We start from the raw sequence: 26,688 nt of genomic DNA, 5'->3' as shown, positions 1-26,688 counted from the left end.
CCCACGCTATGAAGGTATGACCATTACTGCGCGCGGGGTGACTGCAAACGAGGGGCCCGGACTCCTCCATTGGAGGTGTCCGGGCCCCAGGCCTTGTCTCGGTGCTGCGGTCCTACTGGTTCTGGTTCTCACCGCGGTAGTACTCGTACACCCAGCCCCACAGGCCGATCACGATGATCGGGGCCGAGAAGTACATGAGCCACCAGCCGAAGATGACGCCCATGAACGCGAGCGCACCGCCGATGCCCAGCGAGAGCGGCTGCCAGCTGTGCGGGGAGAAGAACCCCAGCTCGCCCGCCTCGTCGGCGACGTCGGCCTCCAGGTTGTCCTGGGCCATCTCGTCCACGCGCTTGGCCGTGAAGGCCAGGTAGTAGCCGATCATGACGCTCAGGCCGAAGGCCAGGAAGAGCGCGGTGGTTCCGACGGGCTCCTTCGACCACACGCCGTACACGACGGCCATGATCAGGATGAAGAAGGAGAGCCAGAGGAACATCTTGCCCTGGATCTTCACTTGCCGGCCTCCTTGCCACCGGTGACGGCCTTGGCGGCGACGCTGTGGTCCTCGAGGTGGTCGAGGGCTGCGATCTCAGGGTGGTGCAGGTCGAACGCCGGCGACTCGGAACGGATCCGCGGCAGGGTGAGGAAGTTGTGCCGCGGCGGCGGGCAGGACGTCGCCCACTCCAGCGAACGGCCGTAGCCCCACGGGTCGTCGACCTCGACCTTCTTGCCGTACTTCGCCGTCTTCCAGACGTTGTACATGAACGGCAGCATCGACATGCCCAGCAGGAACGAGCTGATCGTCGAGATCGTGTTCAGGGCGGTGAAGCCGTCGGCCGCGAGGTAGTCCGCGTAACGGCGCGGCATGCCCTCGGCACCCAGCCAGTGCTGCACCAGGAACGTGCCGTGGAAGCCGATGAACAGCGTCCAGAAGGTGATCTTGCCGAGGCGCTCGTCCAGCATCTTGCCCGTGAACTTCGGCCACCAGAAGTGGAAGCCGGCGAACATCGCGAACACCACGGTGCCGAAGACGACGTAGTGGAAGTGCGCGACGACGAAGTACGAGTCGGAGACGTGGAAGTCCATCGGGGGCGAGGCCAGGATGACGCCGGTCAGACCACCGAAGGTGAAGGTGACCAGGAAGCCGATCGTCCAGAGCATCGGGGTCTCGAAGGACAGCGAGCCCTTCCACATGGTGCCGATCCAGTTGAAGAACTTCACACCGGTCGGGACTGCGATCAGGAAGGTCATGAAGGAGAAGAACGGCAGCAGCACACCGCCGGTGACGTACATGTGGTGGGCCCACACGGTCACGGAGAGGCCGGCGATCGCGATCGTCGCCGCGATCAGGCCGATGTAACCGAACATCGGCTTGCGGGAGAAGACCGGGATGATCTCGGAGACGATTCCGAAGAATGGCAGCGCGATGATGTACACCTCTGGATGTCCGAAGAACCAGAAGAGGTGTTGCCAGAGCAATGCGCCGCCGTTTGAGGCGTCGAATACGTGGGCGCCGAACTTGCGGTCGGCCTCCAGCGCGAAGAGCGCGGCGGCCAGCACCGGGAAGGCGAGCAGGACCAGGACACCGGTCAGCAGCACGTTCCAGGTGAAGATCGGCATGCGGAACATCGTCATGCCGGGGGCGCGCATGCAGATGATCGTGGTGATGAAGTTGACCGAGCCGAGGATCGTGCCGAAGCCGGAGAAGGCCAGACCCATGATCCACATGTCGGCGCCGATGCCCGGCGAGCGGACCGCGTCCGACAGCGGGGAGTAGGCGAACCAGCCGAAGTCGGCGGCGCCGTTCGGCGTCACGAAGCCGGCCACCGCGATGGTCGAGCCGAAGAGGTACAGCCAGTACGCGAACATGTTCAGCCGCGGGAACGCCACGTCGGGCGCGCCGATCTGCAGCGGCATGATCCAGTTTGCGAAGCCCGCGAAGAGCGGGGTGGCGAACATCAGCAGCATGATCGTGCCATGCATGGTGAACGCCTGGTTGAACTGCTCGTTCGACATGATCTGCGTGCCCGGACGAGCCAGCTCGGCGCGCATGAGGAGCGCCAGCAGGCCGCCGATGATGAAGAACACGAACGACGTGACCAGGTACATCGTGCCGATGGTCTTGTGGTCGGTAGTGGTCATCCACTTCACGACGACATTGCCCGGCTGCTTGCGCCGCACCGGCAGCTCGTTTTCATACGAGTCGGCGGCGGCACCCTGAGATTCGTTGAGGATGCTCACAGTTTGTTCGTCTCCGCATTCCGGGCCGGGTCAGTCTGCTTGATGCCGGCCGGGAGGAAGCCGGTCTGCCCCTTCTCGGCCAGTTCCTTGAGGTGCGCCCGGTAGACCTCGGGCGAGACGACCTTCACGTTGAAGAGCATCCGGGAGTGGTCGACGCCGCAGAGCTCGGCGCACTTGCCCACGAAGGTGCCCTCCTGGGACGGGGTGACCTCGAAGACGTTGGTGTGGCCCGGGATGACGTCCTGCTTGAACAGGAAGGGGACCACCCAGAAGGAGTGGATGACGTCGTTCGACGACAGGATGAAACGGACCTTCTCACCCTTGGGCAGCCAGAGCGTGGGGCCGGGGTTGCCGGTCTCCAGGTTCCGGTCGCCGGGAACGCCCTTCTCGTAGACGCCCTCGGCGCCCGCGGGGAATTCCTTGGTGAAGCGGTCCGGGATGTTGGCGAGCTCCTTGGGAACCTCGCCCGCCTTCGGGGTCGCCGCATCGCCGTCGACGTTCTCGACGTAGTTGAAGCCCCAGCTCCACTGGAAGCCGATCACGTTGATCGTGTGAGGCGGCTTCGGGGTGAGGGCGAGCAGCTTCGACTCGTCACGCGCGGTGAAGTAGAAGAGCACCGAGACGATGATGAGCGGGACCACGGTGTACAGCGCCTCGATGGGCATGTTGTACCGGGTCTGCGGGGGGACCTCCACCTTCGTCCGGCTGCGCCGGTGGAAGATGACGCTCCAGATGATCAGGCCCCAGACCAGGATGCCCGTGATGAGGGCAGCTGCCCACGACCCCTGCCACAGGGACAGGATGCGAGGCGCCTCCTCCGTGACCGGATAGGGCATTCCGAGCCGGGGGAAGTCTTGCCAGTTGTACGAGCAACCAGTGGCGGTCGCCAGGACCGCGCCCGCAGTCAGCGCCTGCAGCAGCTTCCGCCGCATCGGGCGCCGCGGCGAGCGGTCGGAGCCGTAGGGACTCACGTAGCGCCTTCCCGAGAGTCTCGGCCCGCGCGGCCGGCCGCGGCCGTATTCGGGTCGGTCGCCGGCCCTGACGCAGGCAGGGGTTTGGATGTTTATGCGGACCAAACCCTACTGGACGCTATTTGGGGTCGCGCGGGGAGGGTGCCCAACGCGCCGCTACTGCCCCCGAAGGGATGGATCCGCCGTACGGGGGACGGCGCAACACCCCCTGAATGGCGGCCTCCGGAGGCCATCTGACGACCCCTGACCTCGAATGTCGCCGGCCGCCGGTTAGCGTGCCCGTATGCCGTACTTCGACACCGCGTCCGCCGCTCCCCTGCACCCCGTGGCCCGGCAGGCGTTGCAGGCCTCCCTTGACGAGGGCTGGGCGGACCCCGCCCGGCTCTACCGGGAGGGCCGGCGCGCCCGGCTGCTGCTGGACGCGGCGCGCGAGGCTGCGGCGGAGGCCGTGGGCTGTCGCCCCGACGAGCTCGTGTTCACTCCTTCGGGGACGCACGCGGTTCACACGGGGGTGGCGGGAGCGCTCGCCGGTCGCCGGCGCGTCGGCGGTCATCTGGTCGTATCGGCGGTCGAACACAGTTCTGTACTCCACGCGGCGGCGGCGCACGAGGCCGCCGGGGGGACGGTGACCCAGGTCCCGGTGGACCGCGCGGGCGCGGTCTCCCCCGCCGGATACGCCTCCGCACTGGACGCGTCGACGGCCCTGGCCTGCCTCCAGTCGGCCAACCACGAGGTGGGCACGGTCCAGCCGGTGGCGGAGGTGGCCGAGGTCTGCGCGGCGGCCGGGGTGCCACTGCTGGTGGACGCGGCGCAGTCGCTGGGCTGGGGCCCGGTGGAGGGCGGCTGGTCGGTGCTCACCGCGAGCGCGCACAAATGGGGCGGTCCGGCGGGGGTCGGGCTGCTGGCGGTCCGCAAGGGAGTCCGCTTCTCGCCCCAATTCCCCGCCGACGAGAGGGAGTCGGGCCGCTCCCCCGGCTTCGTGAACCTCCCGGCCGTCGTGGCGGCGGCGGCCTCGCTGCGGGCCGTACGGGCCGAGGCCGACGCGGAGGCGGCCCGGCTGCGGATCCTGGTGGACCGCATCCGGCGGCGCGTGGCCCGGCTGGTGCCGGACGTGGAGGTGGTCGGGGAGCCGGAGCGGCGGCTGCCGCACCTGGTCACCTTCTCCTGCCTGTACGTCGACGGCGAGACGCTGCTGCACGAGTTGGACCGGGCGGGCTACTCCGTCTCCTCCGGCTCCTCCTGCACCAGCTCCACGCTGACCCCCAGTCACGTGCTCCGGGCGATGGGCGTGCTGTCGGAGGGGAACGTACGGGTCTCCCTGCCGTCGGGGACGACGGCGCAGGAGGTGAACGGCTTCCTGGAGGTGCTGCCGGGGGTGGTGGCGGGGGTCCGCGCCACGCTCGGCGTCGGCGAACCGGCCGCCGTGGCGCCGGTGTCGGACGCGCTGGAGATCGACGCCCTGGGCCTGCGCTGCCCGCAGCCGGTGATCGAGCTGGCCCGCGCCATCGGCACGGTTCCGATCGGCGGCACCGTCACCGTCCTCTCGGACGACGAGGTGGCCCGCCTGGACATCCCGGCCTGGTGCACCATGCGCGGCCACACGTACGTGGGCGAAGCCCCGCGCCCGGCGGGGGTCGCGTACACGGTCCGCCGCCGGGTATGACCCCGGCGGGGGCCGGATCCGGCCCCCGCCGGGGTATGAGGCGTGGGAGGGCTACGCCGCCAGGTGGGCGCGGACCTCGGACGCCGCGTCCTCGCCGTAGGCCTTCGTGAAGCGCTCCATGAAGTGCGCCCGCGCCAGGGTGTACTCCTGCGTGCCGAGCGTCTCGATCACGAGAGTGGCCAGCATGCAGCCGACCTGCGCCGCGCGCTCCAGCCCCACGCCCCACCCGAGACCGGTCAGGAACCCGGCGCGGAACGCGTCGCCGACGCCCGTCGGGTCCACCTTCGCCGTCTCGTCCGGGCAGCCGGCCACGATCGGCTCCATGCCGACCCGCTCGATCCGCACGCCCCGCGAGCCCAGCGTGGTCACGCGCGTGCCGACCTTGCCCAGGATCTCCTCGTCGGTCCAGCCGGACTTCGACTCGATCAGGCCCTTCTCGTACTCGTTCGAGAAGAGGTACGTCGCGCCCTCCATCAGCGTGCGGATGTTCTCGCCGTCCATCCGGGCGATCTGCTGCGAGAAGTCCGCCGCGAACGGGATCCCCCGCGTCCGGCACTCCTCCGTGTGGCGCAGCATCGCCTCGGGGTCGTCGGCGCCGATGAGGACGAGGTCGAGCCCGCCCACCCGGTCCGCGACCGCCTTCAGCTCGATCAGGCGGGCCTCGCTCATCGCGCCCGTGTAGAAGGAGCCGATCTGGTTGTGGTCGGCGTCCGTGGTGCACACGAAGCGCGCGGTGTGCAGCACCTCGGAGATCCGCACGGACTCGGTGTCGACGCCGTGCCGGTCCAGCCACGCGCGGTACTCGTCGAAGTCGTACCCGGCCGCGCCGACCAGGATCGGGCGGACGCCGAGCTGGCCCATGCCGAAGCAGATGTTCGGGCCGACGCCGCCCCGGCGCACGTCGAGGTTGTCGACGAGGAAGGAGAGGGAGACCGTGTGCAGCTGGTCCGCGACGAGCTGGTCGGCGAAGCGGCCGGGGAAGGTCATGAGGTGGTCGGTGGCGATGGAGCCGGTGACTGCGATACGCACGGCGTGGACGCTCCTGCGGAGGACGGCGAGGGGGACATTCAAAACTACCCGGTCGCTGCCCGGTCGCCGACCGCACGAAACTACCCCGTAGTAGGTCTTTCTTCGCCCGCCGCGCCGTGCCTACCGTGCCCCCATGACCTACACCGATGGTTTCGGGTACGCGGGTACGGCCGAGAAGGGCGCCGCCGACACGCGGCCCGGCTTCGCACGGCTGCTGGGTGACTGCGCCAGGATGGCTCCGCACTGGGCGGTCCCGGCGGACCCCCGGCCGGACCGCGTGGCGCCCTCGCAGATCCACGGGATCAGCGTCCCGCCGGCCTCGGCCCGCCTGATCGCCTCGACGGCCGCGTACGGGGACTAGCGAGGGACAGGGGAACCGGTTCGCCGTCTGTTCCGTCACAGCCGCATCAGCCACTGCGGCGAGGGCGAAGGAGCAAGCGGTGACCAGCGAACAACCCGACACATCACGCGGCACACGGCGGCGGCCGGCCTGGGCCATCGGCTCGATCGCGGCCGCCGTCCTGATCGCGGGCGGCGGTACGGCGTACTGGGCGTCGGCGGCCTCGGGCGACGGCAAGCAGGGCGCCCGTACGGCCGACAGCGCGGCCTCGGCGCCCCGCGTCGCGCCGAACCCCTCCGGTCCGGGCATCGCCCCCGGTGAGCCGGACCCGCACGGCAGCGGGGTGACGTACCGGGCCGACGTGAAGCTCCCGGACGCCCCGGCGACCGCGCCGTCCTTCGCCGCGACCGGCGAGGTCGGCCCGGAGGAGGCGGCGCGGCTCGCGGCGGCCCTGGGCATCCCGGGCACCCCGCGGCTCACCGGCGAGACCTGGCAGGCCGGGGAGGGCGCCGACGGCTCCGGACCCCGGCTCACGGTGAACCACAAGGCCCCCGGGACCTGGAACTTCTCCCGCTTCCAGGGGACGGGCGGCGCCGGTGACGACTGCAAGCGCGGCAAGGACACCTGCGGCCCGGCCACCCTCCCCCAGGCGGACGGCGCGGACGGCAAGGCCGGGACGGACGCCAGGAGCGGGACGGACGCCAAGGGCGGGACCCCGGTGAGCGAGGAGGCGGCCAAGGCCGCCGCCGCCCCGGTGCTCGCGGCGCTCGGCCAGAGCGGGGCCAAGCTGGACGCCCGGCTCACGCAGGGCTCCGTACGCGTGGTGACGGCAGACCCGGTGATCGACGGGCTGCCCACCCAGGGCTGGGCCACGAAGGTCAGCGTGGGCGCGGACTCCCAGGTGGTGGCGGGCAGCGGTGAGCTGAAGGCCCCCGTACGCTCCGCCGAGCAGCCGGTGGTCGGGGCCGTCGAGGCGCTGGCCCGGCTGAACCGGTCCTCGGCCGGATCCGGCGGTACGGACCCGGGGCCCAGCGGCTGCGCGACCTCGGTCCCGCTGACCCCGGACACCCCGGTCGGCCCCGGGGACACGCCTCCCTGCAACCCGGAGCCGCGGCCGATGAAGCCGCCGCGGACCGAGACCGTGAAGGGGGCCGTGCTCGGACTGGCCCCGGGGACCGTGGACGGGGCGCGCGGCCTGGTGCCGGCCTGGCTGTTCGAGGTGGCGGGCAGCAACGGCGGGCCCGGCCGTACGGTGGTCCAGCCGGCCGGTGAGAACGCCACGGCCGTGCCGTCGGCTCCGAAGGGCGGGCGGACCGTGCCCGGGTTCTCGTACCAGGAGGCCGACCGGAAGCTGACCGTGAACTTCTGGGGCGGCGTGTGCAGCACGTACGCCCTGGAGGCGCGGGAGGAGGCCGGGTCGGTGTCGGTGAGGATCACCGACACCCCGAACGAGCCGGGCCGGGCCTGCATCATGCTCGCCCAGGAGATGACGGTGTCGACGACCCTCCAGCAGCCTCTCGGCGAGCGCAAGGTGATCGACGCGACGACGGGCAAGCCGCTCCCCCGGCAGTAGCCCGCCGAGCACACGGGAGGCCCCCGGCACCTTCGGTGCCGGGGGCCTCCCGTCGTCCGTACTCGCTACAGGCTTAGCTGAAGGAGTCGCCGCAGGCGCAGGAGCCGGTGGCGTTGGGGTTGTCGATCGTGAAGCCCTGCTTCTCGATGGTGTCGACGAAGTCGATCGAGGCACCGTGCAGGTACGGAGAGCTCATCCGGTCCGTGACGACCTTCACACCGTCGAAGTCCTTGACGACGTCACCGTCGAGGGAGCGCTCGTCGAAGAAGAGCTGGTAGCGCAGGCCGGAGCAACCGCCGGGCTGGACGGCGACGCGGAGCGCCAGGTCCTCGCGGCCTTCCTGCTCCAGCAGGGTCCTGACCTTCTCGGCGGCGGCGTCGGACAGGAGGATGCCGTCGCTCACAGTGGTCTTGTCGTCCTGTACGGACATCTGCATTCACTCCCGAAGTGGGCGGCTCCCCACCCAAGGCAGGGAAACGTCGGACTCTTGCCGTCGATGGCAACGAGCGGGGCCGCGGATTCATTCCGGACCCGACGCATGTTTCAGATATTCATGCTCGCACACCGTCGCGCGGAGGTGGACCTGACGGACCGCGGGGTTCATCCCGGGCGAATTCGTCACATCGACACTATCGGCATCGTCAAAGTGACGTGAAGCGGCTATCATAGATAGCGTCAAATAGACGAGAAGTCGAAGCTCTGCTTCAGAAGTCCCCTTGTCGCAGAACAGAAAGGGTGCGTGTCGTGACCACCGCCCAGCCTTTGGACGTCCAGCCGACGCCCCTTGCCCTGCTGCTGCTCGGCCGTGAGGCCGACCCCAAGAGCGAGCGCGGGGTGGAGTGCCCGGGCGACCTGCCGTCGCCGTCGGACCCGGACCTCGTCGCGCGCGCCCGCGCGGCCAAGGAGAAGCTCGGGGACAAGGTCTTCATCCTCGGCCACCACTACCAGCGTGACGAGGTGATCGAGTTCGCCGACGTCACCGGCGACTCCTTCAAGCTGGCCAAGGACGCGGCCGCCAAGCCGGAGGCCGAGTACATCGTCTTCTGCGGCGTCCACTTCATGGCGGAGTCCGCGGACATCCTGACCTCGGACGACCAGAAGGTCGTCCTGCCGGACCTGGCCGCCGGCTGCTCGATGGCCGACATGGCCACCGCCGAGCAGGTCGCCGAGTGCTGGGACGTGCTCACCGAGGCCGGCATAGCCGGTGCGACGGTCCCCGTCTCGTACATGAACTCCTCCGCCGACATCAAGGCGTTCACCGGCAAGCACGGCGGCACGATCTGCACCTCGTCCAACGCGAAGAAGGCCCTGGAGTGGGCCTTCGAGCAAGGGGAGCCCCAGCAGACCAAGGTGCTCTTCCTGCCGGACCAGCACCTGGGCCGCAACACCGCCGTCCGCGACATGGGCATGTCCCTGGACGACTGCGTGCTCTACAACCCGCACAAGCCGAACGGCGGCCTGACCGTCCAGCAGCTGCGGGACGCCAAGATGATCCTGTGGCGCGGCCACTGCTCGGTGCACGGCCGGTTCTCGGTCGACTCGGTCAACGACGTGCGCGCCCGCATCCCCGGCGTGAACGTCCTCGTCCACCCCGAGTGCAAGCACGAGGTCGTCGCGGCCGCGGACTACGTCGGCTCGACGGAGTACATCATCAAGGCGCTGGAGGCGGCCCCGGCCGGCTCCAAGTGGGCCATCGGCACCGAGCTGAACCTCGTCCGCCGCCTGGCGAATCGATTCGCCGCGCAGGACAAGGAGGTCGTCTTCCTCGACAAGACGGTCTGCTTCTGCTCGACGATGAACCGCATCGACCTCCCCCACCTGGTGTGGACCCTGGAGTCCCTGGCCGAGGGCACCCTCGTCAACCAGATCCAGGTCGACAAGGAGACGGAGAGCTTCGCGAAGCTCGCCCTGGAGCGCATGCTCGCCCTCCCGTAGCCGTCCCCTCCCGTACGCCGAAGGGCCGCCCCTCCCCGATCGGGGAGGGGCGGCCCTTCGGCGTTCACCGGACCGTGCGTCAGACCCTGACCGGGGACTCCTCGTCCGAGGACTCCTCCTGGGTCGGGACCACCGTCAGGCGGGCCGTGCGCTTGGCCTCGCGCTTCGCGCGGCGGCGCTCCTTGCGGAGCTCGATCATCGTGTAGAGGGTCGGCACCAGGAGCAGCGTCAGCAGGGTCGAGCTGACCAGGCCGCCGATCACCACCACGGCGAGCGGCTGCGAGATGAACCCGCCCTCGCCGGTGACGCCGAGCGCCATCGGGAGCAGCGCGAAGATCGTCGCGAGGGCCGTCATGAGGATCGGGCGCAGGCGGTGCCGACCGCCCTCGATGACGGCTTCGACCACGCCGAGCCCTTGGGCGCGGTACTGGTTGACCAGGTCGATCAGGACGATCGCGTTGGTCACGACGATGCCGATGAGCATCAGCATGCCGATCATCGCCGGGACGCCCAGCGGGGTGCCGGTCACCAGCAGCAGGCCGAGCGCGCCGGTCGCCGCGAAGGGGATGGACACCAGCAGGATCAGCGGCTGGATCAGCGACCGGAACGTGGCCACGAGCAGCATGAACACGATCGCTACGGCCGCGAGCATGGCCAGGCCCAGGGAGGCGAACGCGTCGCTCTGGTCCTCGGAGACGCCGCCGATGGTGGCGGTGGCCCCGTCGGGCAGGTCCAGCGCCTTGATCTTCGTCTGGAGTTCGGCGCCGATCGCGCCGGTGTTGTCGCCGACCGGCTTCGCGGTGATGGTGGCGGCGCGGGCGCCGTCGATCCGGGTCATCGAGACCGGGCCGGGGACCTCCTTGACCTCGGCGATGTCGCCGAGCTTGACCGGGCCGACGGGGAGCGCCTGCAGTTCGGCCAGGGTGGTGGCCGGGTGCGCGGACTTGATGACGATGTCCCGCTCGGTGTTGTCCAGTACGGCCTTGCCCGCCGGGTTGCCCCGTACGGCCTGGGCGACGACCGCGCCGAGGGCGGCCTGGTTCAGGCCCGCCTCGGCGGCCTTCGGGGTGGCGGTCACCGAGATCCGGGGCACGGACTGGGAGAGGTCGCTCTGTACGTCGCTGACGTCGTCGAGCGTGGCCACCTCGGCCCGTACCTGCTCGGCGGCCTTGGCGAGGACGTCCGCCTGGCCGGCCTTGACGACCACGCTCAGGTTCTGGCTGCCGAAGCCGCCGCCCGCCGAGATGCTGGTGTCGCCGATGCCGTCGAGCTTGCCGAGCGCGTCCTCGATGCGCTTCTTGACGCCCTCGGAGTCGCCGGAGTCCTCCAGGGTGACCTGGTACGAGGCCTGGTTGGAGCCCGTACCGCCGCCGAAGGCGGCCAGGAAGCCGGAGGAGCCGATGGTGACCTGGTAGTCCTTGACGCCCTTGATCTCGGTCAGGGCCTTCTCGACCCGCAGGCTCGCCGCGTCGGAGGCGGACAGCGAGGTGCCCGGGGGCAGCTGCTGCTTGACCGTCAGGACGCTCTGCTCGCCCTGGTCGAAGAAGTTGGTCTTCAGCAGGGGCGCCATCCCGAAGGTGGCGATGAGGACGACGGCCGCGACGACGAGGGTGGCGATCCGGCGACGGGTGACCAGGCCCAGGGCCCGTACGTAGAAGCGCTGGAGGCGGCTCTTCGCTTCCTTCTCCTCGGCCTCGCGCCGCGCCTTCTCCGGGTTTTCAGCGGCACCTTCGGGGGCGCGCAGGAACCAGTACGAGAGCACCGGGACGACCGTGAGGGAGACGATCAGCGAGGCCAGCAGGGCCGCGGCGACGGTGAGGGAGAACGGGCCGAAGAACTCGCCGACCATGCCGCCGACGAAGCCGATCGGCAGGAAGACGGCGACGGTGGTGAGCGTGGAGGAGGTGACCGCGCCGGCGACCTCCTTGACCGCGGCGATGATCGCGGCCTCGCGCTCCTCGCCGTAGCCGAGGTGGCGCTTGATGTTCTCCAGGACCACGATCGAGTCGTCGACGACGCGGCCGATGGCGATGGTGAGGGCGCCGAGGGTCAGCATGTTGAGCGACAGGTCGCGGGTCCACAGCACGATCAGCGCGAGGACCACGGACAGCGGGATGGAGACCGCGGTGACCAGCGTCGAGCGCAGCGAGGCCAGGAAGACCAGGATCACGATCACCGCGAAGAGCAGGCCGAGCAGGCCCTCGGTGGTGAGGCTGGAGATGGACTTGGCGACGGGCGGGCCCTGGTCGCTGACGACGGTCAGCTCGGCGCCGGCGCCGAGTGCGGAGCGCAGCCCGGGCAGCTTGTCCTGGACGGCGTCGGAGATCGCGACGGCGCTGCCGTCCTTGTCCATGGTGAGGACGAGGGCGAGGCTGGGCCTGCCGTTGGTCCGGGTGAGGGAGACGGCCTTGGCGGGCTCCTGCGTGACGGTGGCGACGTCGCCCAGGCGCACGGCCGGCTTGCCGGGGCCGGCGCTCAGGCGCAGGTCCTGGAGCTGGGCGAGGGAGGTGTAGCCGCCGCCGACGCGGACGGTCCGGTTCTTGCCGGCCTCGTCGAAGGAGCCGGCGGGGACGGTCGCGCCGCCCGCCTGGAGGCCCTGGGCGAGGGAGGCGCCGTCGAGGCCGGCCGCGGCGAGCTTGGCGTTGTCGGGGGTGACGGCGATCTGGAGGTCCCGGACCCCGTCGACGCTGACCTGGCCGACGCCCTCGATGTCTTCGAGGACGGGGACGACGGAACGGTTCAGCTGGTCGGCGAGCGCCTGCTGGTCCTTGTCCGAGGTGACGGCGAGGACGACGGTGGGGATGTCGTCGGTGGAGCCGGCCACGACCTGCGGGTCCACCTCGGCGGGCAGCCGTACGCGGGCCCGGTTCACGGCCTGCTGGACGTCGGCGACGAGCTGCTTGGTGCCGCTGTCGCCGTAGTCGAACTTGGCCATGATGAGGGCGTTGCCCTCGCTGGCGGTGGAGGTGATGCCGGTGATGCCGTCGACGCCCTTGAGGGTGGCTTCGATCGGCTCGATGACCTGCTTCTCCACCACGTCGGGCGAGGCGCCCTGGTACGGCGCGAGCACGGACACCATCGGCAGTTCGATGGACGGCAGCAGCTGCTGCTTGAGCTGCGGGATGGCTATGGCGCCGAAGAGCAGTGCGGTGAGCGACACGAGGCCGATCAGCGCTCTTTGGGCCAGGCTGAAGCGGGACAGCCAGGACATGGGTGTGGGATCTCTCTGCAGTGGCGTGCGCGGGGCTGGGCCTGAAGGCCGCGGGCCTTCAGCCTTCCGTACGCCGGGGTGGCGCTGCGTCGCCCCCAGGTGCCGCGTCTTTATGTGCGGCGTACCGCGTCCGCAGTACGCGGCCGTACTCCACGGCTCTGCCCCCTGCCGTGCTCCCGGTCCCGGTGGGCGGCCGCGGTGCCGGACACCCCCTAGTCGGCCCGGGGCCGGACCAGTCCCGATTCGTAGGCGATGACCACCAGTTGGGCCCGGTCGCGGGCGCCCAGCTTGGCCATGGCCCGGTTCACGTGGGTCTTGACGGTGAGCGGGCTGACTTCGAGCCGTCCGGCGATCTCGTCGTTGGACAGACCCGCGGCGACGTGGACGAGCACCTCTCGCTCGCGGACCGTCAGCGCGGCGAGCCGCTCGGCGTGTGCGGCGGGGGCACCGGGGTCGGCGCCGCCGCCCTGGGCGAGGAAGGTGGCGATGAGCCCTTTGGTGGCGGCCGGGGAGAGCAGCGCCTCCCCGGCGGCGGCGACGCGGATGGCGTTGAGGAGTTCGTCGGGCTCGGCGCCCTTGCCGAGGAAGCCGGAGGCCCCGGCCCGCAGGGACTGGACGACGTACTCGTCGACCTCGAAGGTCGTCAGCATGACCACGCGGACGGCGGCGAGTTCGGGGTCGGCGCTGATCATGCGGGTGGCGGCGAGCCCGTCCGTGCCGGGCATCCGGATGTCCATGAGGACCACGTCGGGCCGGGTTTCCCGGGCGAGCGCGCAGGCCTGGGCGCCGTCGGAGGCCTCGCCGACGACCTCCATGTCGGGCTCGGAGTCGACCAGCACCTTGAACGCGCTGCGGAGCAGGGCCTGGTCGTCGGCGAGCAGCACCCTGATGGTCGTCGGCGTCTCTTCCACGCCCCGCACCCTACGCGCTCCCCTCCCCGGGGAGGGCGGTCAGCCCAGGGCCATGACGACGAGGGCCGCGGTCGCCGAGATCTCGGCGAGGGCGCCGAACACGTCTCCGGTGACTCCGTCGAAGCGGCCCACACACCGCCGGAGCAACAGCTCCGCCGTCGCCAGGGCGATCAGGACCGCACCCGCGCACTGGACGGCGGCGCCCGGCCCCACCGGCAGGGCGGCGGCCCCGGCCAGCACGGTCACCAGTACGGCGAGCCCGGCGGCCGAGCGCTTGGGGAGCACCCCGGCGACCGCCGCGCCCAGCCCCTCGGGGCGGGCCGGCGGAACGCCGTCACGGGAGGCCAGCGTCATGGCCAGCCGGGCGGTGACGGCCGCGATGACCGTCGCCAGGGCCCCGTGGACCCAGCTCTCGGCGTAGAGGTCCGCCAGCGCCCCGGCCTGGACCAGCAGGACCAGGAGCAGCGCCACCACGCCGAAGGGGCCGATGTCGGACTGCTTCATGATCCGCAGCGCCGCCTCGGCCGGCTTCGCGCTGCCCAGCCCGTCGGCGGTGTCGGCGAGCCCGTCGAGGTGCAGCCCCCGCGTCAGGGCGGCCGGTACGGCGACGGTGACGGCCGCCGCGAGGAGCGGGCCGCCGCCCAGGACCAGCAGTAGCACCCCCGGCACGGCCGCGAGGGTGCCCACGACGAGCCCGGCGAGCGGCGCGCAGGCCATGCCGGTGCGGGCCGCGGGCCGGTCCCAGCGGGTGATGCGGGCGGGCAGCACGGTGAGCGTGCCGAAGGCGAAGCGCACGCCGTCACGCAGCGAGGCGCGCTCGTCGGGCGGCGTCAGGGGCGGCTCGGGCGGCTCGGGTGGCTGGTCTTCGAACGAATCTTTCATCGGCGCGAACGCTACCCGCTCGCCGCGGGCGGTAAATTGCCGCATACGGGAAGAATCGGGGAGCTGCCACAACAGGGGAGCCGACGGTATGGGTCACTGGTGGTACCGGAACATCGTCGAGCCGGGCAAACTCCCGCTGCTCATCGCCCTGCTCTCGTTCGTTCTGTCGTTCCTGGTCACCCGCGTGATCACCCGCCTGATCCGGGCGGGACGGGGGCCGTTCAAGAACATCACCCCGGGCGGCGTGCACATCCACCACGTGGTGCCCGGCGTCATCCTCGTGATCATCGGCGGGTTCGGGGCCGTCGGCAGCGGCCGGCACGGTTTCGGCGCCATGCTCTCCGCCGTGATCTTCGGGCTGGGCGCTGGGCTGGTGCTGGACGAGTTCGCGCTGATCCTGCACCTCGACGACGTCTACTGGAGCGAGCAGGGCCGCAAGAGCGTGGAGATCGTGGTCCTGACGGCCGCGCTGGTGGCGCTGGTGCTGGGCGGGTTCCTGCCCTTCGGCGTCAACGACCTGACCTCCGAGGAGCTGCAGAGTCGCGGGCTCGTCGTCATGAACACCGCCTTCAACTTCTTCCTTGCCCTGATCGCCCTGTGGAAGGGCAAGGCGCGCACCGCGTTCTTCGGCACGGTCATCCCCTTCCTGGCTCTGATCGGGGCGGTCCGGCTGGCCCGGCCCGGCTCCCCGTACGCGAAGAGGTTCTACTCGAAACGTCCGCGGGCCCGGGCCAAGGCCAGGCTGCGCGCGTTCCACCACGACCGGCGCTGGGCCGCCCCGCGGCGCAAGTTCGAGAACTTCATCGGTGGCACGCCGGACCCGGTGCGGGCACAGGTCTCGAAGCCGACGAAGCACTGACGAGACCCCGGAACACAGCGGAACGCACAGCGGCGCCCGGCCCGCCCCCGCGCAGGGGGGCGGGCCGGGCGCCGTCACATCCGTGTCAGCCCGGGATCAGCCCGTCGTCGCTGAGCATCTCCTTGACCTCGTCGAGCGAGGCGTCCTCCGCCGGGAGGATCAGTTCGGACGGCTCCAGCGCATCGTCCGGCAGCGGCTCGCCGAGCCGCCGCACCGCCTCCAGCAGCGCGCCCAGCGTGCGCCGGAAGCCCACCTCGTCACCGCTCTCCATCTCCGCGAGCAGCTCGTCGTCCAGCTTGCCGAGCTCGGCGAAGTGGCTGTCGGCGACCTTCACCTGGCCTTCCCCCATGATGCGGACAATCATGACGGGCCCCGTCCTACTGCTTGTCGAAGCGGTGCTGGGTCTGGGAGGGCTGCTGGGCGTTGCCGGGGGCACCGCCCTCGATGGCCTGCTGCTGCGCCGACGGGCCGCCCGCCAGCTCGGCCTTCATCCGCTGGAGCTCCAGCTCCACGTCCGTACCGCCCGAGAGGCGGTCGAGCTCGGCCTGGATGTCGTCCTTGGAACCGAGGCCGCTCTGGTCGTCGAGGGCTCCGGAGGCCAGCAGCTCGTCGATCGCGCCGGCTCGGGCCTGGAGCTGGGCGGTCTTGTCCTCGGCCCGCTGGATGGCCAGGCCGACGTCGCTCATCTCCTCCGAGATGCCGGAGAAGGACTCCGCGATGCGGGTCTGCGCCTGCGCCGCCGTGTACGTCGCCTTGATGGTCTCCTTCTTCGTACGGAAGGCGTCCACCTTGGCCTGCAGGCGCTGCGAGGCCAGCGTCAGCTTCTCCTCCTCGCCCTGGAGGGTCTGGTGCTGCACCTCCAGGTCGCTGACCTGCTGCTGCAGCGAGGCGCGCCGGGACAGCGCCTCGCGGGCCAGGTCCTCGCGGCCCAGGGCGAGGGCCTTGCGGCCCTGGTCCTCCAGCTTGGCGGACTGGCCCTGGAGCTGGTTGAGCTGCAGCTCCAGGCGCTTGCGGGAGGTCGCCACGTCGGCGACGCCGCGGCGCACCTTCTGCAGCAGCTCCAGCTGCTTCTGGTACGAGTAGTCGAGGGTCTCGCGCGGGTCCTCGGCCCGGTCCAGGGCCTTGTTCGCCTTCGCGCGGAAGATCATCCCCATACGCTTCATGACACCGCTCATGGGCTTCGCGCGCCCCCTTCTAGACGGACTGTGCTCCAGGTCACCAACAGAACCCACAGTACGGGCCCTGTCTCCATTACCGCACTGTTCGTGTACGGATGCGCTCCTCCTCCAGGACGACTCCACCCCCGCCCATGTCAGGCCTAGGGAGTAGGTGCTCCCCCGAGCGCGCCCGCGTCACGAACCCTGCACAGGGAAGACGCCCGCCGTTGCCGGATCGTTCCCCGGCGGAGTGGGGTACCCGGCCGCGACCACGTACGCTTGGGTTTTGTGTTTGGTAGCCGTTCCTCCAAGGAAGAGAAGGCCGCCGCCACCGACAAGGTGAGCGCCGACCTCTCGCAGCCCCGTGACCCGCAGGCCCCGAAGGGCCGCCCGACGCCGAAGCGTGCTGTGGCCCAGTCGCAGCGCAAGACCGTCGTGGCATCTACCGGCAATCGCAAGGAGGATGCAAAGCGCGCCCGCGAGCGCCGTCGCGAAGAGATGGCGAAGCAGCGCGAGGCCCTCGCCAACGGCGACCAGCGCTATCTGCCGGCCCGCGACAAGGGCCCCGTGCGCAAGTTCGTCCGCGACTACGTGGACTCCCGCTTCTCCGTCGCCGAGATGTTCCTGCCGCTGGCAGTGATCATCCTGGTGCTGAGCATGGTGCGGGTGCCGTCCATCCAGAACATCGCCCTGCTGCTGTGGCTCGCGGTGATCGCCCTGATCCTCGTCGACTCCGTCGGCCTCGGTTTCCGCCTGAACAAGGCCCTCGCCCAGCGCTTCCCCGACGAGCCGCGCCGCGGCGCGGTCGCGTACGGCCTGATGCGCACCCTTCAGATGCGCCGGCTGCGTCTGCCGAAGCCGCAGGTCAAGCGCGGGGAACGGCCCTGACCGGAGGGAAGCCCGGAGCGTCGGGGGACGGTTTCGCGGGGGGCGCCAGGCTGTGGCTCGAGGGGCTGGGCGGACTGCGCAACGCCGTCCGTCAGGAACTCGTGGGCCGGCAGGTCGACGAACAGATCGCGCACCGCTTCCCGGTCGGGCAGCGGCTGCGCGTCCTGGACGTCGGCATGGGCCAGGGCACCCAGGCGCTGCGTCTCGCCCGCGCCGGGCACAAGGTCACCGGACTGGAACAGGATCCCGCCATGCTCGCCGTCGCCCAGGAGGCGCTGGCGGCCGAGCCCGCCGGGATCCGGGACCGGGTCGAGCTCCTGGAGGGCGACGGCCGCGAGACCGGCGCGCACTTCCTGCCGGGCAGCTTCGACGTGGTGCTCTGCCACGGCGTACTGATGTACGTGCCCGAGCCGGACGCGATGCTGGCCGGGCTGGCCCGGATGCTGGCGCCCGGCGGACTGCTGTCCCTGCTGGTGCGCAACGGCGACGCCCTCGCGATGCGGCCGGGGCTGGGCGCCGACTGGTCGGCCGCGCTGGCCGCCTTCGACACCACCGACTACACGAACCGGCTGGGCCTGGACGTACGGGCCGACCGGCTGGCCGGGCTCACGGCCACGCTGTCCGGGATCGGCGCCCCGCTGTCGACCTGGTACGGCGTACGCGTCTTCACCGACGGCACCGAGGCCGGCGAGAACCTGCCCCCGGACGAGGAGCTGGAGCGGCTGCTGGCCGCCGAGGACCGCGCCGGGCGGACCGACCCGTACCGCGGGGTCGCCGCGCTGCTGCACCTGTGCGGCGTACGGGGCTGACGTCCGCGAACCCCCGGACCGCCGGAGCAACGGCAGAGGCCCGGACCCCGTACGGGGTCCGGGCCTCTCGCGTCAGCGGCTGCCGCTCAGGCGTCCAGCGCCGCGCGCAGGCTCATCGTGTACAGCTCGGTGCCGTTGTCGTCGGACAGCTTCACCGCCTCGGTGCCGCCTTCCAGCAGCTCTTTCCACACCTCGCCGATCCACGACTCCGCGTCGCCCTGCGTGGTGAACTCCTCCGGCACGACCGCCGGGCTCGTCTCGGTGCCGTCGGCCGTCTCGAACCGCCACGTCCACGCCATGTCCGCCTCCGTTGCTCGTCCGCTGCTCGCACGTTTCTCGCCTTGAGTCTGCCCGCAGAGTAGCCGGGCGCGCAGCAGTCTCGGGGACGCGGGAGGATCTTCCTGTGGAACTCACTCTGCTCGGCACCGGCACACCCGAAGGACTGCCCCGCCCCGGCTGTCCCTGCGCGGCCTGCGCGGTCTCCGTGGGCCCCCGGGCGCGCACCGCGACGTCCCTGCTCGTCGACGGGGCGCTGCTGCTCGACCTGACCCCCGGGGCGGTACTGGCCGGCGCCCGCGCGGGGCATTCGCTGGCCGGCGTACGGCAGGTCCTGCTCACCCATCCGCACGACGGACCGCCGGTCGAGCTGCCCCCGGGGCTGCCGGCCGCCGGGCGGGTGCCGGACGGGCGGGAGCTCGCGGTGATCAGCGGGCACCGGGTGCGGGCGGTGCCGATGGACGCGCCGGGCACCGGGTACGAGGTGACCGGCCCGGACGGGAGCCGGCTGCTGTACCTCCCGCCCGGCGGGGCGCCTGCCGGGACGAACGGTGCGGTCGGGCAGCGCCCGTACGACATGGTCCTCGCGGACGTGCTGGGCCGGCCGGAGGCGCTGGCCCGGCTGCGGGCGAGCGGCGCCGCCGGGCCGACCACGGACGTGATCGCGGTGCACCTGGACCACGACGTCCCGCCCGGCCGGGAGCTGGAGCGCCGGTGCGCCGCGGCCGGGGCGCGGGCGGTGCCGGACGGGACGACGGTGACGGTCGGCGAGCACCACTCGGTGCCGGACCTGCCGCGCCGGACGCTGGTGCTCGGCGGGGCCCGCTCGGGGAAGTCCGTCGAGGCGGAGCGGCGCCTGGCCGGCTTCCCGGAGGTGGTGTACGTGGCCACCGGCGGCTCCCGGGACGGCGACGCGGAATGGGCGGCGCGTGTCGGCCTGCACCGGGAGCGGCGGCCGGCGAGCTGGCGCACGGTGGAGACCTGCGAGCTGGCGCCGCTGCTGGTGGAGGGAGGGCCGCCGCTGCTGATCGACTGTCTGGCGCTGTGGCTGACGGACGCGATGGACCGGGCGGGCGCCTGGGACGACGCCGTCTGGACGGGGCAGGGGCAGAAGGAGCTCCGGGAGCGGGTGGCGGAGCTGGTGGCCGCGGTGCGCGCGACCCGCCGCACCGTGGTGGCGGTCAGCAACGAGGTGGGCTCGGGGGTCGTTCCCGCGACCGCTTCCGGGCGGCGTTTCCGTGACGAACTGGGGCGCCTGAACAGCCTGGTGGCGGGCGAGTGCGAGCACGTCCTGCTGGTGGTGGCCGGGCAGGCGGTGGTCCTGAAGGAGTGAGTGCGCGCACCGCCCGGAGAGGTCGCGGGACGGGGCTTGGGGAGGGCCTTACCCGCTGTACGCTCTGGCAGATGACCACGCTGAATCTCGACGACTTCTCCGATCTGATCGAGCGCCCCGACGGGGGCGTCCGGCGTGACGCCGAGGAACGCCGTGAACGGCTGGCCGTGCCGGCCGGGGCGCTGGGGCGGCTGGACGAGCTCGCCGAGTGGCTCGCCGCCGCGCAGGGGCGGGTGCCCGTCCGCCCGATCGAGCGGCCCCGCGTCGTGCTGTTCGCCGCCGACCACGGGATCGCCGCCGCGGGGGTGTCCGCCCGGACCGCCGGCGGAGCGCACGAGCTGGTGCGCTCGGTGCTCGACGGGAACAGCCCGGTGTCGATCCTCGCCGGGCGCCTCGGCGCCGGGGTACGGGTCGTGGACGCCGGTCTGGACTGCGAGCCCGGGCTGCTGCCCGAGGACGTGGTCCGCCACCGGGTGCGCCGCGGCAGCGGGCGCATCGACGTCGAGGACGCGCTCACCCTCGAAGAGGCCGACGCGGCCCTGCGGCTCGGCATGCGGATCGCCGACGAGGAGGCCGACTCCGGCACCGACCTCGTGGTCCTGGGGGACTTGAGCGTCGGTGGAACCACGGTCGCGGCGACGCTCGTCGCGGCCCTGTGCGGAACTGATGCCTCCGTGGTCACCGGGCGCGGCGGTCGGCCCATCGACGACCTGACCTGGATGCGCAAGTGCGCGGCGATCCGCGACGCGCTGCGCCGGGCCCGCCCGGTCCTCGGCGACCAGGTGGCCCTGCTCGCGGCGGTCGGCGGTGCGGACGTGGCCGCGATCACCGGCTTCCTGCTCCAGTGCGCGGTGCGCCGTACGCCGGTCATCCTCGACGGGGTCGTTTCCGCAGCGTGCGGGCTCGTGGCCCAGCGCGCCGCGTTCCGGGCGCCCGACTGGTGGCTGGCCGGACAGGCCAGCGGCGAGCCGGGCCAGACGAAGGCCCTGGACCGGATGGCACTCAACCCCGTGCTCGACCACGGCGTCACTGTGGGAGAAGGAACCGGGGCATTGCTGGCTCTCCCCCTGGTCCAGGCGGCCGCCGCACTCGCGGCGCAGCTCCCGGAACAGGCGGCGCAGGAGCCGAAGGAGTAAGGGGGGAATCCCCCGGGCGCCCGCTCCGGGGTGGCGGCTTGACCGGCCGCGCGCCCCGGACCGGGCCACCCATGGACGGCGGCGCCCCATATCATCGCGTTTCATGGGAGAGGCCCGCTTGACCAGCGCAGACATCGACCGGACCGCCGTACAGGCCGCCAAGGCGGCCCGGGGATCCGGCAAGGACACGAACAGCAGGAAAGACGAGAAGAGAGACGAGGGGGGCGGCCGGGAGACCGGCCGGGGATCGGCCCGCTCGCGGCGCAGCGCCGCGTTCGCGGTCTGGTACCTGCGCGCCGTCACCTTCGTCAACTTCCTCAGCGCGGTGTGGCTTTCGCTCGGCCAGGACCTGCGCCGGCACAACACCGCCGACTTCTACACCCCGTACCTGCTCACGGCGGGCTTCGCCTCCGGCCTGTTCTCACTGCTGCTCGCGGTCACCATGGGCCGCCGCAAGCGGGCCGCCTGGATCCTGAACCTGGTGCTCAGCGGCATGCTGCTGCTGGCCTTCGCCACCGCGGCCTTCGCCCCGTGCACCAGCGGTGACTTCAACCTCTGCTACCCGGAGTTCCGCGACCACACCCAGAACTGGGTCTCCCTCGCCCTGACCGCGGCCTTCGTCGGTGCCCTGCTGCTCGGCCGCCGCGAGTTCTACGCCAAGGGCGACCGCTCCAACCCCAAGCTGGCCACCGCGGTCGGCGCCGTCGGCCTGCTGTGCACCTCGCTGCTCGCCGCGCTGATCGTCGGCGCCGCCAACACCGACCCGGACGCCGCCGAGGCCACCTTCCTGGCCCGCTGGCGGTACGGCGTGATGCGGCTGATCACCCTGGAGCCGAACGCCCGCGACTACGCCGCGATCACCACGCCCGGCTGGGTGGACATCGTGATCAACGTCATGTCCACGCTGCTCCTGATCGCCGTGCTGCTCGCCGCCTTCCGCTCGCGCCGCGCCGTCGACCCCCTCACCGCGGAGGACGAGGAGAAGCTGCGCGCGCTGCTCGCCAAGCAGGGCGACCGCGACTCGCTCGGCTACTTCGCGCTGCGCCGCGAGAAGTCCGTCATCTGGTCCCCGACCGGCAAGGCGGCCGTCACGTACCGCGTCGTCGGCGGCGTCTCGCTGGCCTCCGGCGACCCGATCGGCGACCCCGAGGCCTGGCCCGGCGCCATCGAGCCCTGGCTGGCCGAGGCCCGCGAGCACGGCTGGGTGCCGGCCGTCATGGGCGCGAGCGAGGAAGCCGGGCAGATCTACGCGCGCCACGGACTGGACGCGCTGGAGCTGGGCGACGAAGCCATCGTCGAGACCGACGAGTTCACCCTGGAGGGCCGCGCCATGCGGACCGTCCGGCAGGCCTACAACCGCGTCAGGCGCGCCGGTTACACCGTGCGGATCCGCCGCCACGCCGACATCCCGGCCGACGAGATGGACGTACTCCTCACCCGGGCCGACGACTGGCGCGACGGCGCCACCGAGCGCGGCTTCTCGATGGCACTGGGCCGACTGGGCGATCCCGGCGACGGCCAGTGCGTGATGCTGGAGTGCACCGACGGCAACGGCGATCTGCGCGCCGTGCTGTCCTTCGTCCCGTGGGGCCCCAAGGGGCTGTCGCTGGACCTGATGCGCCGCGACCGCGATTCCGAGAACGGCCTGATGGAGTTCATGGTCATCGAACTCCTCGAACGCTCCAAGGAGATCGGCGTCACACAGGTCTCGCTCAACTTCGCGATGTTCCGTTCCGTCTTCGAGCGGGGGTCCAAGCTCGGCGCGGGTCCGGTGCTGCGCATGTGGCGCTCGCTGCTGAGCTTCTTCTCCCGCTGGTGGCAGATCGAGTCCCTCTACCGGGCCAACGCCAAATACCGGCCGATCTGGGAGCCGCGGTTCATGCTCTTCGAGAAGAGCTCCGACCTGCTGCGGATCGGTATCGCGGCGGGCCGGGCCGAGGGCTTCCTGGAGGCTCCCGGGCTGCCGAAGTGGCTGAACCGCAAACATCTGGAGACCAATCGTTGACGGCTTGGACGACCACCCCCCTGCGGCGGTTCGCCCGCCGCGAGTGGGGGCCCCTGTTCTGGACCGTCCGGGACGCCCTGGTCCGCGACAAGTGGCGGGCGGCGCCGATGACCCTGGGGGCCGTCTGCCTGACCTCGGTCTTCCAGATCGTCCAGAACACGTCCTGGGGGTTCCAGCCGGTCCAGAACCTCGGATCGGTGAAAGCCGTCGACCCGCTGTGGCTGGCCCTGCTGCGGACCCCGCTGTCCGTGTTCGTCCCCGCCCTCGACCTTCCCGTGTGGGGGGCGCTCGCCCAGATGCTGCTGGTCTTCGGGATCTCGGAGATCTGCATCGGCTGGTGGCGCACGCTGGCCATCGGCTACGTCGCCACCCTCGCCGGGACCACGTACGCGCGGATCGGGCTCTCGCTGGGCGCCGACCACCCCTTCGGCCTGCCCGTGTCCGACCGCGTCGTCAACGACACCGGGCCCTCGGCGGCGGTGGTCGGCCTCGCGATCTACGTGTGCTGGCGGTACCGGGCGTACCTGACCGGCGCGATCGTGATCGCGGTGATGATCGGCGAGGTGCTGGTCAAGGACAACCTGGCCGGCAAGGAGCACCTCGCGGCCATCGCCGCCGTCATGGCGGTGTGCCTGGTCCGCGCGAGATGGGGGCCGGAACGTTCCCGCGTCCCCCTCGGCCGGCGCCCGCCCCCGACGGCCCCCCTGCCCCCGCAGCGTCCCGGCACCTGACGGGCCCGCCCGCGCCGCCCGGAGCAGGCCGTACCGTATCGGGGTGACGACAGACCTCGGGCCGTTCGCCCCCACCCGGCAGTGGATGCGGGCCCATCCGCTCGCCACCGATGCCGTCCTCGCGCTCGGGGCGCTCGTCTCCATGGTCGTCGGCTCCTTCGCCGATCCGCACGGCCCGCACGGGCCCACCTTCGGGACCCAGACGCCCGAGCCGCTCTCCCTGCTGCTGATGGTGCTGGGCGCGGCCGCGCTGGTGTTCCGGCGCCGGCACACCCGCACCGTGCTCGCCGTGACCATCGGGCTGTGCCTGCTGGAGCTGGCCACCGGCGAGCCGCGGGCCCCCGTCGCCATGTCCACGGTGATCGCCCTGTACACGCTGGCCTCCCGTACCGACCGGCCCACCACCTGGCGGATCGCCCTGCTCACGATGGCGGGGCTGACGGGCGTGGCCATGCTGGCCGGCCCGCTGCCCTGGTACGCGCAGGAGAACATCGGCATCTTCGCCTGGACCGGGATGGCCGCGGCCGCCGGCGACGCCGTGCGCAGCCGGCGGGCGTTCATCGACGCCATACGGGAGCGGGCCGAACGGGCCGAGCGGACCCGCGAGGAGGAGGCCCGGCGGCGGGTCGCCGAGGAGCGGCTGCGGATCGCCCGGGACCTGCACGATGTGGTGGCCCACCACATCGCCCTGGTCAACGTGCAGGCGGGGGTGGCCGCGCACGTCATGGACAGGCGTCCCGACCAGGCCAAGGAGGCCCTGGCCCACGTACGGGACGCGAGCCGCTCGGCGCTGAACGAGCTGCGGGCCACGGTCGGGCTGCTGCGGCAGTCCGGCGACCCGGAGGCGCCGACCGAACCGGCGCCGGGGCTGGCCGTCCTGGACGAGCTGGTGGACACCTTCCGGCACGCCGGACTGCCGGTGAAGGTGATGGTCGAGCTGGGCCGGGAGCGGGATCCGCTGCCGGCCGCCGTGGACCTGGCGGCGTACCGGGTGATCCAGGAGGCGCTGACCAACGTGCGCAAGCACGCCGGGCCCGAGGTCCGGGCCGAGGTCAGCGTGGTCCGGGTCGACGCCTCGGTGGAGGTGACGGTGCTGGACGACGGCGGCACCGCCGCGGCCGGGGAGGACGACGGCGAGGGCGGCGGCCACGGACTGCTCGGCATGCGCGAGCGGGCCACGGCCCTGGGCGGCTCCTGCTTCGCCGGGCCCCGGTTCGGCGGCGGCTACCGGGTGCACGCCGTCCTGCCCGTCACCTAGGGGCCCCCGGGCGGGCAGAACTGCCGCCAGGCGCCCAGTTCGTACTTCTTCTGCAGCGAGCTGAGCTTCAGTTCCTGCGACTGCCCGCACCACTGGCCGATCCGGTTCTCGTACTCCACGTGGAAGACGGCCTTGCCCGCCGCGATGAACGGGGTGAGCCGCTCGCACTCCTCGTACTGGGCGCACTGCTCGTTGACGGCGAAGTCGAAGTCCCCCACCAGCTGCGGGATCTGGTCGAGGTCGTTCTTCAGCCCGACCGCCAGCCCCCGGTCGTGCGCCAGCTTCGCGATCAGCCGGTTGTACGCCAGCTGGTCCCCGGCGGTGATCGGGAAGCCCGACGTGTTGCGGTAGCCGTCCATGTTGTCCGGCTCCACCGCGTCGAAGCCCTTCTCGCGGCACATGTCGAACCGCTTCGCCATCAGCGGCTCCAGCTCGGCGAGCCGCCGGATGTCCAGCCAGCGCTCGCCCTCCCAGCCGTTGCCCTCGCCGAGCAGCACCTTCGGGAAGGCGCCGGCGTCGGGGCGGAACTCCTCCCAGGCGCCGGTGGACAGGTAGCAGACGGTCCGCCGGCCGGCCTTCTTGAGCCCGTCGACCTGCTCCTTGGTGGTGGTGAACCCGTCGACGTCGTACACCGCCGCCTTCACCGAGGTGTCCAGCTTCCCGGTGAGCTGCCACTGCCAGCTGACCCCGGGCCTGGGCTGCCAGCGCTCCCCCGGCGCCGGGGCGGGCGACACGTCGTCCGGCTCCTGCCCCACGGTGGTGCAGGCGGCCAGCAGGAGCAGCAGGGCGAGCGGCAGGACGCGGCCGCGCCCCACCGCCCCGCGCGGCGGGCGGGTCATCCGGCGGCCTCCAGGGCGTACGGGAGGGTCCCCCACGGGTGCGCGCCGGTCCCGGGGACCGCGCAGTGCACCCCGGCCCCCCGCTGCCGGGCGAGCTCGGCCGCGGGCGCGCCCGGCGGGACCGCGTACACGAGATGGCAGAACCGCTGGGCGGGGTGGTCGGCCGTCCAGGGCGGCACCGACGCGTCCCGGTAGGCGTCCCAGGGTCCCTCGAAAGTGACCAGCAGATCGGCGAGTTCGGCGTAGTCGGGGTGCGGGTGGACCCCGTGGTTGAGGACGACGGTACGGGCGCCGGCGGCCCGGGCGGCGATGCCGAGCCGCCCGTAGTGGGAGAGCAGCGCCGGATCGGCGGAGGCCTGGTCGAGGAAGGCCCCGTCGGCGCCGTACCAGTCGCGGTGGCGCAGCAGGTCCTGCACCACGGCGGAGTGCGGGCGCCGCCCGTAGTCGGTGTCGGTGTACCCGAGGACGGGCACCCCGGCGTCGCGCAGCCGCCGCGCCACGGCGGCGAACCGCTCGTCGGGGGCCTCGCCCGGCCCGCTGGCGGGGTTGAGGACCACGGAGTGCAGCCGGCCGGCGGAGCGGATCAGCCGCTCCCAGTCCTCCGGCCGGTCGGCGGGGTGCTCGTAGAGGGGCACCAGCAGCAT

Annotated in this window: 25 protein-coding genes; 12 read left to right on the top strand and 13 right to left on the bottom strand. The window is 71.8% G+C overall.

Annotated elements, in window-relative coordinates; genetic code table 11:
- Positions 1-112: 112 nt before the first annotated feature.
- Genes ACIQU4_RS23875 through coxB form a run of 3 tightly spaced genes read right to left on the bottom strand, consistent with a single transcriptional unit; the run spans position 113 to position 3,209 of the window.
- Positions 113-511, bottom strand: coding sequence for a cytochrome c oxidase subunit 4 (locus ACIQU4_RS23875; protein ID WP_030291781.1), 399 nt, complete (start codon positions 509-511; stop codon positions 113-115).
- The gene (ctaD, locus tag ACIQU4_RS23870) at positions 508-2,238 is read right to left on the bottom strand and encodes a cytochrome c oxidase subunit I (protein WP_403734174.1); all 1,731 of its coding nucleotides are present in this window, start codon (positions 2,236-2,238) and stop codon (positions 508-510) included. Before ctaD ends, ACIQU4_RS23875 begins: the two co-directional genes overlap by 4 nt.
- Positions 2,235-3,209, bottom strand: a complete 975-nt coding sequence (gene coxB, locus ACIQU4_RS23865; RefSeq protein ID WP_403734172.1) for a cytochrome c oxidase subunit II — start codon at positions 3,207-3,209, stop codon at positions 2,235-2,237. Before coxB ends, ctaD begins: the two co-directional genes overlap by 4 nt.
- A gap of 283 nt (positions 3,210-3,492) precedes the next feature.
- Here coxB and ACIQU4_RS23860 point away from each other — a divergent pair, with 283 nt between their 5' ends.
- A complete protein-coding gene (locus ACIQU4_RS23860; RefSeq protein ID WP_403734170.1) occupies positions 3,493-4,872 on the top strand; it encodes a cysteine desulfurase/sulfurtransferase TusA family protein in 1,380 nt (459 codons plus the stop codon).
- 51 nt (positions 4,873-4,923) lie between these two features.
- On the opposite strand, the gene ACIQU4_RS23855 is transcribed toward ACIQU4_RS23860, so the two are convergent.
- On the bottom strand, positions 4,924-5,901 hold the full coding sequence (locus ACIQU4_RS23855; RefSeq protein WP_403734167.1) for a carbohydrate kinase family protein: 978 nt from the start codon (positions 5,899-5,901) through the stop codon (positions 4,924-4,926).
- A 133-nt stretch (positions 5,902-6,034) separates the two neighbouring features.
- Between ACIQU4_RS23855 and ACIQU4_RS23850 the strand changes: the two genes are divergently transcribed.
- Positions 6,035-6,262: a hypothetical protein gene (locus ACIQU4_RS23850; RefSeq protein ID WP_403734165.1), complete on the top strand. Its 228-nt coding sequence runs from the start codon at positions 6,035-6,037 to the stop codon at positions 6,260-6,262.
- A gap of 79 nt (positions 6,263-6,341) precedes the next feature.
- Entirely contained in the window at positions 6,342-7,814 is a 1,473-nt protein-coding gene (locus ACIQU4_RS23845; RefSeq protein ID WP_403734162.1) for a hypothetical protein, read from the top strand.
- A 73-nt stretch (positions 7,815-7,887) separates the two neighbouring features.
- Here the strand turns inward: ACIQU4_RS23845 and erpA are convergent, their stop codons facing one another.
- On the bottom strand, positions 7,888-8,244 hold the full coding sequence (gene erpA, locus ACIQU4_RS23840; protein ID WP_008738845.1) for an iron-sulfur cluster insertion protein ErpA: 357 nt from the start codon (positions 8,242-8,244) through the stop codon (positions 7,888-7,890).
- 305 nt (positions 8,245-8,549) lie between these two features.
- Between erpA and nadA the strand changes: the two genes are divergently transcribed.
- Positions 8,550-9,749 carry a quinolinate synthase NadA gene (gene nadA, locus ACIQU4_RS23835; RefSeq protein ID WP_403734160.1) on the top strand — a complete coding sequence of 400 codons (1,200 nt, stop codon included), beginning with the start codon at positions 8,550-8,552 and terminating at the stop codon, positions 9,747-9,749.
- A gap of 79 nt (positions 9,750-9,828) precedes the next feature.
- Here nadA and ACIQU4_RS23830 read toward each other — a convergent pair whose 3' ends face one another.
- From ACIQU4_RS23830 to ACIQU4_RS23820, 3 genes are all read right to left on the bottom strand, one after another.
- A complete protein-coding gene (locus tag ACIQU4_RS23830) occupies positions 9,829-12,960 on the bottom strand; it encodes an efflux RND transporter permease subunit (RefSeq protein WP_403734157.1) in 3,132 nt (1,043 codons plus the stop codon).
- A gap of 212 nt (positions 12,961-13,172) precedes the next feature.
- Entirely contained in the window at positions 13,173-13,871 is a 699-nt protein-coding gene (locus ACIQU4_RS23825; protein WP_403734154.1) for a response regulator, read from the bottom strand.
- Positions 13,872-13,910: 39 nt separating this feature from the next.
- Complete coding sequence (locus tag ACIQU4_RS23820; RefSeq protein ID WP_403734151.1) at positions 13,911-14,753, bottom strand: adenosylcobinamide-GDP ribazoletransferase; 843 nt, start codon at positions 14,751-14,753, stop codon at positions 13,911-13,913.
- Between the two features lie 88 nt (positions 14,754-14,841).
- On the opposite strand from ACIQU4_RS23820, the gene ACIQU4_RS23815 reads away from it, so the two are divergent.
- On the top strand, positions 14,842-15,612 hold the full coding sequence (locus ACIQU4_RS23815) for a hypothetical protein (protein ID WP_403734148.1): 771 nt from the start codon (positions 14,842-14,844) through the stop codon (positions 15,610-15,612).
- An 85-nt stretch (positions 15,613-15,697) separates the two neighbouring features.
- Here ACIQU4_RS23815 and ACIQU4_RS23810 read toward each other — a convergent pair whose 3' ends face one another.
- Positions 15,698-15,976, bottom strand: a complete 279-nt coding sequence (locus ACIQU4_RS23810; protein ID WP_403734145.1) for a hypothetical protein — start codon at positions 15,974-15,976, stop codon at positions 15,698-15,700.
- A 13-nt stretch (positions 15,977-15,989) separates the two neighbouring features.
- Positions 15,990-16,787, bottom strand: coding sequence for a PspA/IM30 family protein (locus ACIQU4_RS23805; protein WP_387288446.1), 798 nt, complete (start codon positions 16,785-16,787; stop codon positions 15,990-15,992).
- A gap of 261 nt (positions 16,788-17,048) precedes the next feature.
- Between ACIQU4_RS23805 and ACIQU4_RS23800 the strand changes: the two genes are divergently transcribed.
- Together ACIQU4_RS23800 and ACIQU4_RS23795 are read left to right on the top strand one after the other, a co-directional pair.
- The gene (locus tag ACIQU4_RS23800) at positions 17,049-17,657 is read left to right on the top strand and encodes a DUF3043 domain-containing protein (RefSeq protein WP_403734142.1); all 609 of its coding nucleotides are present in this window, start codon (positions 17,049-17,051) and stop codon (positions 17,655-17,657) included.
- A 50-nt stretch (positions 17,658-17,707) separates the two neighbouring features.
- Positions 17,708-18,466: a class I SAM-dependent methyltransferase gene (locus tag ACIQU4_RS23795; RefSeq protein ID WP_403734928.1), complete on the top strand. Its 759-nt coding sequence runs from the start codon at positions 17,708-17,710 to the stop codon at positions 18,464-18,466.
- Between the two features lie 86 nt (positions 18,467-18,552).
- On the opposite strand, the gene ACIQU4_RS23790 is transcribed toward ACIQU4_RS23795, so the two are convergent.
- The gene (locus ACIQU4_RS23790) at positions 18,553-18,765 is read right to left on the bottom strand and encodes a hypothetical protein (protein WP_403734140.1); all 213 of its coding nucleotides are present in this window, start codon (positions 18,763-18,765) and stop codon (positions 18,553-18,555) included.
- A 104-nt stretch (positions 18,766-18,869) separates the two neighbouring features.
- Between ACIQU4_RS23790 and ACIQU4_RS23785 the strand changes: the two genes are divergently transcribed.
- The 5 genes from ACIQU4_RS23785 to ACIQU4_RS23765 all read left to right on the top strand — a co-directional run bounded on the left by ACIQU4_RS23785 (position 18,870) and on the right by ACIQU4_RS23765 (position 25,205).
- On the top strand, positions 18,870-20,075 hold the full coding sequence (locus ACIQU4_RS23785; RefSeq protein WP_403734137.1) for a bifunctional adenosylcobinamide kinase/adenosylcobinamide-phosphate guanylyltransferase: 1,206 nt from the start codon (positions 18,870-18,872) through the stop codon (positions 20,073-20,075).
- Between the two features lie 71 nt (positions 20,076-20,146).
- Positions 20,147-21,211, top strand: a complete 1,065-nt coding sequence (cobT, locus tag ACIQU4_RS23780) for a nicotinate-nucleotide--dimethylbenzimidazole phosphoribosyltransferase (protein ID WP_403734135.1) — start codon at positions 20,147-20,149, stop codon at positions 21,209-21,211.
- A 103-nt stretch (positions 21,212-21,314) separates the two neighbouring features.
- Positions 21,315-23,216 carry a phosphatidylglycerol lysyltransferase domain-containing protein gene (locus ACIQU4_RS23775; RefSeq protein WP_403734132.1) on the top strand — a complete coding sequence of 634 codons (1,902 nt, stop codon included), beginning with the start codon at positions 21,315-21,317 and terminating at the stop codon, positions 23,214-23,216.
- Positions 23,213-23,947 (top strand): hypothetical protein, encoded by a 735-nt coding sequence (locus ACIQU4_RS23770; protein WP_403734129.1) that lies wholly within the window; start codon positions 23,213-23,215, stop codon positions 23,945-23,947. Before ACIQU4_RS23775 ends, ACIQU4_RS23770 begins: the two co-directional genes overlap by 4 nt.
- Before the next feature lie 85 nt (positions 23,948-24,032).
- Positions 24,033-25,205, top strand: coding sequence for a sensor histidine kinase (locus ACIQU4_RS23765; RefSeq protein ID WP_403734925.1), 1,173 nt, complete (start codon positions 24,033-24,035; stop codon positions 25,203-25,205).
- Here the strand turns inward: ACIQU4_RS23765 and ACIQU4_RS23760 are convergent.
- Together ACIQU4_RS23760 and ACIQU4_RS23755 are read right to left on the bottom strand one after the other, a co-directional pair.
- Entirely contained in the window at positions 25,202-26,044 is an 843-nt protein-coding gene (locus ACIQU4_RS23760; RefSeq protein WP_403734126.1) for an endo alpha-1,4 polygalactosaminidase, read from the bottom strand. The genes ACIQU4_RS23765 and ACIQU4_RS23760 overlap by 4 nt on opposite strands.
- Entirely contained in the window at positions 26,041-26,688 is a 648-nt protein-coding gene (locus ACIQU4_RS23755) for a spherulation-specific family 4 protein (protein ID WP_403734922.1), read from the bottom strand. Before ACIQU4_RS23755 ends, ACIQU4_RS23760 begins: the two co-directional genes overlap by 4 nt.

Origin of the sequence: Streptomyces sp. NPDC090741, from assembly GCF_044769045.1 — a bacterium.
Taxonomy (GTDB): Bacteria; Actinomycetota; Actinomycetes; order Streptomycetales; family Streptomycetaceae; genus Streptomyces.
This window is presented reverse-complemented; position numbering and strand designations above follow the sequence as displayed.